At 63.7% G+C, this 5,285-nt stretch carries 6 protein-coding genes; 5 read left to right on the top strand and 1 reads right to left on the bottom strand.

Annotation, left to right across the window (positions count from 1 at the left end; all coding sequences use genetic code 11):
• Both EN914_RS23185 and EN914_RS23180 read left to right on the top strand, forming a co-directional pair.
• On the top strand, nt 1-1,461 hold a 1,461-nt coding region (locus EN914_RS23185; protein ID WP_164778864.1), incomplete at its 5' end, for an acyl-CoA dehydrogenase.
• 19 nt (nt 1,462-1,480) lie between these two features.
• Nucleotides 1,481-2,233: a crotonase/enoyl-CoA hydratase family protein gene (locus EN914_RS23180; protein ID WP_024503596.1), complete on the top strand. Its 753-nt coding sequence runs from the start codon at nt 1,481-1,483 to the stop codon at nt 2,231-2,233.
• A gap of 9 nt (nt 2,234-2,242) precedes the next feature.
• On the opposite strand, the gene pdxH is transcribed toward EN914_RS23180, so the two are convergent.
• The gene (pdxH, locus tag EN914_RS23175) at nt 2,243-2,860 is read right to left on the bottom strand and encodes a pyridoxamine 5'-phosphate oxidase (protein ID WP_013532806.1); all 618 of its coding nucleotides are present in this window, start codon (nt 2,858-2,860) and stop codon (nt 2,243-2,245) included.
• 72 nt (nt 2,861-2,932) lie between these two features.
• Between pdxH and EN914_RS23170 the strand changes: the two genes are divergently transcribed.
• The 3 genes from EN914_RS23170 to fabI form a co-directional block, all read left to right on the top strand.
• Nucleotides 2,933-3,394 (top strand): RT0821/Lpp0805 family surface protein, encoded by a 462-nt coding sequence (locus tag EN914_RS23170; RefSeq protein WP_024503597.1) that lies wholly within the window; start codon nt 2,933-2,935, stop codon nt 3,392-3,394.
• Between the two features lie 100 nt (nt 3,395-3,494).
• Nucleotides 3,495-4,424: a DnaJ C-terminal domain-containing protein gene (locus tag EN914_RS23165; protein ID WP_024503598.1), complete on the top strand. Its 930-nt coding sequence runs from the start codon at nt 3,495-3,497 to the stop codon at nt 4,422-4,424.
• A 106-nt stretch (nt 4,425-4,530) separates the two neighbouring features.
• The coding region (gene fabI / locus EN914_RS23160; RefSeq protein WP_127389282.1) for an enoyl-ACP reductase FabI at nt 4,531-5,285 on the top strand (755 nt) is incomplete at its 3' end.

Below are 5,285 nucleotides of genomic sequence, written 5' to 3'. Positions count from 1 at the left end.
ACCATGCTTGGCGTTGCCGCGCTCGAAATGTGGAACTCCGCCGCCATGGCCTTCGGCATCGGCCCGACGCTGACCATGGGCGCTGTCGAAGCGCTCGACAAACACGCCTCCACAGACCTCAAGGCAAAGTATCTCGAAAAGCTCGTCTCCGGCGAGTGGATGGGCACGATGAACCTGACCGAGCCGCAAGCCGGTTCGGACCTCGCCGCCTTGCGCGCCCGCGCGGAGCCGGTGGGTGACGGCAGCTACCGCATCTTCGGCCAGAAAATCTTCATCACCTATGGCGAGCACGATTTCACCGACAACATCATCCATCTGGTGCTGGCGCGGCTGCCCGATGCGCCGGCCGGCACGCGCGGCATATCGCTGTTCCTGGTGCCGAAATTCCTGGTCGGCGACGATGGCGCGCTCGGCGCGCGCAACGATGTCTTCTGTTCCGGACTTGAGCACAAGCTCGGCATCCACGCCTCGCCGACCTGCACCATGATCTATGGCGATGGTTTCCAGGGCGCCAAGCCCGGCGCTATCGGCTGGCTGATCGGCGAGGAGAACAAGGGCCTCGCCTGCATGTTCACGATGATGAACAATGCGCGGCTTTGTGTCGGCATGCAGGGGGTAGCGGTCGCGGAAGCCGCAACGCAGAAGGCGATCGCCTATGCCAATGAACGCCGGCAGGGCAAGGCCGCGAGCTACACTGGCACGGGTATGGCGCCTATCGTCCATCACCCCGATGTCCAGCGTAACCTGCTGACCATGAAGGCGCTGACCCAAACCGCGCGCGCCATCAGCTATTCCTGTGCCCACGCCATCGACATGGCCCGTGTCTCCGCCGGTGACGAGGCGGCCCACTGGCGCGACCGCGCCAATCTGCTGACGCCGCTGGCAAAGGCGTTCTCGACCGATATCGGCGTCGAGATTGCCTCACTCGGCCTCCAGGTTCATGGCGGCATGGGCTTCATCGAGGAGACGGGAGCGGCCGCCTTCTATCGTGATGCGCGCATCGCCCCGATCTACGAGGGCACCAACGGCATTCAGGCGATCGATCTGGTGATGCGCAAGCTGCCGCTCGGCGGCGGCGACCATGTGCATGGTTATATCGCCGAACTGGCTGATATGGCCGCAGCGGTGCGGACCTCGAACCTGCAGGGTTTCGGCCGCACCGCCGACGCTCTCGACGCGGCACTTGGCGATCTCAGCGAAGCGACCCGCTTCCTGCAGAAACTGGCGGCCGAAGGCCGGGCGGACGAGGCGCTGGCGGGCGCGACGCCCTATCTCAGGCTGATCTCGCTTGCCGCCGGCGGCGCCTATCTGGCGCGCGGCGCTCTTGCCGATCAAGGCCGTATTCCCCTTTGCCGCTTCTTCGCCGAAAACCTGCTCGGCGAGGTCAGCGCTTTGCGGGCGCGCGTCATCGATGGCGCCGAAAGCCTCGCCGCTGCCGGAAAAACGCTGATTTCCGCCTGACGTTCACAAGGAAAGAACCGTGACAGACCATATCCTCGTCGAGCGCCAGGGCGCCATCCAGATCATCCGCATGAACCGGCCGGACAAGAAGAACGCGCTGACGCGCGCCATGTATGCGAAAATGTCAAAAAGTCTGGCCGAAGGCGACGCCGACCCGGAGATCCGCGTCCATGTCTTTCTCGGCGTGCCCGGCGCCTTCTCCTCAGGCAACGACCTTGCCGACTTCATGGTCATCGCCACCGGCGGTGACGGCGGCACCGAAGTCTGGGACTTCCTGATGGCGCTGGCCAAGGTTGAGAAACCCATGGTCTCCGGCGTCGACGGCATCGCGGTCGGCATCGGCACGACGCTCAACCTGCATTGCGACCTGACCTTCGCCACGCCACGCACCGTGTTCAGGACACCTTTCGTCGACCTTGGCCTGGTGCCTGAGGCGGGATCGAGCCTTTTGGCGCCGCGCATACTGGGCCAGCAAGGCGCTTTCGCGCTGCTCGGCCTCGGCGAAGGCTTTTCGGCTGAACGGGCGAAGGCCGCCGGCCTGATCTACGAGGTGGTCGAGGAAGCAGCACTGGAGGCCTCGGTGCTGGCGGCCGCCGGCCAGATCGCGGCCAAGCCGCCGCAGGCGCTGAAGATCGCGCGCGACCTGATGCGCGGCTCGCGCGACGACCTCGTCGCCCGCATCGGCGAGGAAAGCGAGCATTTTCGCGAGCGCCTGAAGTCCGATGAGGCGCGCGCCGCGCTCACCGCGTTCATGACGAGAAAGAAGGCCTGAGCCTCTTCTTCAGGGATAAAGCCTCGTCTTGTCCCAGGCGCCTTTCGCGTTGCGGCTGAAGACGAGCCGGTCGTGCAGGCGGAACGGCCTGTCGTGCCAGAACTCGATTGTCGTGGGCACGATTCGGAAGCCGGACCAGTGCTTTGGCCGCGGGATCTCGCCGATCGGATAGCGTGCCGTGTATTCGGCCACTGCCTTCTCCAGCGCAAAGCGGCTTTCCAGCGGCCGCGATTGTTTCGAGGCCCATGCGCCGATGCGGCTGCCGCGCGGCCGTGTCGCATAGTAGGCGTCGGCTTCGGCGTCGCTGACGATCTCCACCGGTCCGCGAATGCGTACCTGGCGGCGCAGTGATTTCCAATGGAAACACATCGCCGCCTTCATGCTGCCAAGAATCTCCTGGCCCTTGGCGCTCTCGAAATTCGTGTAGAAGACAAACCCGCTTTCATCGAACCCCTTGAGCAAAACCATGCGCACATCCGGCATGCCGTCGGTATCGACGGTCGCCAGAGCCACGCCGTTGGGGTCGTTCGGCTCGCTTTTCGTGGCGTCGTCCAGCCATGCGGCAAACAGGCGAAACGGCTCGGCAGCCTCGGTAAAGTCACCGCTTGTTAACTCAGTGTCACTCATAGTTTTTCTCAAATTGTCACGTAGATTCTTACAAAGCCAAGATTCTTAACGAAGCAAGGGGGAGGCTGCCGATTGTCGCTTATCGCGCAAGCTTTTGACAGCAGGCAATGGAGCGTTATCGCTTCGGCCAGCGCGAAAGCCGCGATCGTGGCGGTCGCCTTGCCGCTTGCCGCTTGTGGCGCCGGCGGCTTCAGCCTGGAAAAAGCCGAAGTCGACCGCTCGATCCTGACCAGCAGCACATCGGCCTCGGCCGCGCCGGCCAGTCTGGATCGCGACTCCGACCAGACGACGATCGGCAATGCAGTCTCCTCGGCCGACATCGAGCAACTCGGCGGGCAGGCCGTCCCATGGGCCAATGCCGGTACCGGCTCGCGCGGTTCCATCACCGATCTGGCGGAATTGAAGGACAACGGCCAGACCTGCCGCCGCTTCAAGGCCTCGCGCGAAAGCTTTGACGGCGTTGCCATGTTCGAAGGCGAACTGTGCCTGGCCAGCGCCGGCGGCTGGCGCATGCGGGACTTCAAGGCGCTCTGATTTTCCGCGTCTGATATGCGGCTCCAGCACTGGAATTTCTTCCTATGGGAGCGCATATAAGAGGCAACCAGAGACTCAACTCTTCTCCAGGGCAGTAAGCATGCGCGACCCCTATGAGGTGCTGGGCGTTGCCAGGAACGCATCGGCCAAAGACATAAAGTCGGCGTACCGGAAACTCGCCAAAAAGCATCATCCGGACCAGAATCCGAATGATCCAAAGGCGAAGGACCGTTTCGCCGCAGCCAACCAGGCCTACGAGATCGTCGGCGACGAAAAGAATCGCGCCGCTTTCGATCGCGGCGAGATCGACGCTGACGGCAAGCCGCGATTCCAGGGCTTTGAGGGCGCTGCCGGTGGCGGCGATCCGTTTGGCGGCTTTCGCCGGCAGCAAGGTCCGGGCGGCTCGCGGTTCGAATTCCGCTCCGGTCGACCCGGTGGCGATCCGTTCGACGGCAACAGCGACATCTTCAGCCAGATTTTTGGCGACACTTTTTCCGGCGCGCGCGGTCCCGGCATGGGCGATCGCCGCCAGCAGGCGACCGCTGCCGATCTGAACGTGACGCTCGACGTCACCATCGAGGAAGCGGCGACCGCTGAAAAGGTGACGGCGATGTTCCCCGACGGCCGCAAGGTGGCGGTCAAGCTGCCGGCCTATGTCGAGGATGGCCAGACCATCCGCCTCAAGGGCCAAGGCGAGCAGGGGCCGGGCCAGCCAGGCGACGCGCTGGTCAAGATCCATCTACGCCGGCATCCACGCTACCGCATCGAAGGCCGCGACCTGCACGCCGATCTGCCGGTGGCACTGGCGGATGCCGTGCTCGGCGCCAAGGTGCCTGTCGAGACGCCGACCGGCAGGCTCGCGGTCAACATTCCGGCCTGGTCGAGCTCCGACAAGGTCCTGCGGCTGAAGGGCAGAGGCCTGCCGGAAAAGGCCGGCGGTCACGGCGATCTCTACGCTCATGTGCGTATCATGCTGCCGGAAGGCGGTGACAGCGCGCTCGAAGCGCTGTTGCGCAGCCAAAAAGGCTGATCGGCGGCTTTTGTCCCCTGAACTGTCCGTTTTGAGCGCTTGAAGGGGCTCTGTGCCTGTGCGATAGGGCAACCCACAAAGCTGAAATCTTGCGGAGAGCGCTCACATGGCGGGTGGACAGGGCCTAATGGCCGGCAAGCGCGGCCTCATTCTTGGCGTCGCCAACAATAGGTCGATCGCTTATGGCATCGCCAAGGCCTGCGTCGATCATGGCGCCGAGATAGCGCTGACCTATCAGGGCGAGGCGTTCAAGAAGCGTGTCGAGCCGCTGGCGGCGGAACTGGGCGCCTTTGTCGCCGGCCATTGCGACGTCACCGATCCGGCGAGCCTGGATGAGGTTTTCGCCAATGTCGCCAAACATTGGGGCAAGCTTGATTTCCTCGTCCACGCCATTGCCTTCTCCGACAAGGATGAGCTGACTGGCCGCTATGTCGAGACGTCACGCGACAATTTCCTGCGCACAATGGACATTTCGGTCTATTCCTTCACCACCATCGCCAAGCGCGCCGAGGCGCTGATGACCGATGGCGGCTCACTGCTGACGCTGACCTACTACGGCGCCGAAAAGGTGATGCCGCACTACAACGTCATGGGTGTCGCCAAGGCGGCGCTCGAGGCCAGCGTGCGCTACCTGGCGGTCGATCTCGGCGCCAAGAAGATCCGCGTCAACGCCATTTCGGCTGGCCCGATCAAGACCCTTGCCGCTTCCGGCATCGGCGATTTCCGCTACATCCTGAAGTGGAACGAGTACAATTCGCCGCTGAAGCAGACGGTGACGCAGGAGGAAGTCGGCGATTCCGGCGTCTATTTCCTGTCCGATCTGTCGCGCGGCGTCACCGGTGAAGTGCACCACGTCGATTC

It is taken from the genome of Mesorhizobium sp. M7A.F.Ca.CA.001.08.2.1 (genome assembly GCF_003998455.1).
Lineage (GTDB): Bacteria > Pseudomonadota > Alphaproteobacteria > Rhizobiales > Rhizobiaceae > Mesorhizobium > Mesorhizobium ciceri.
Note: the sequence above shows the minus strand (reverse complement) of the source record. Positions and strands in the feature narration are given on the sequence as shown.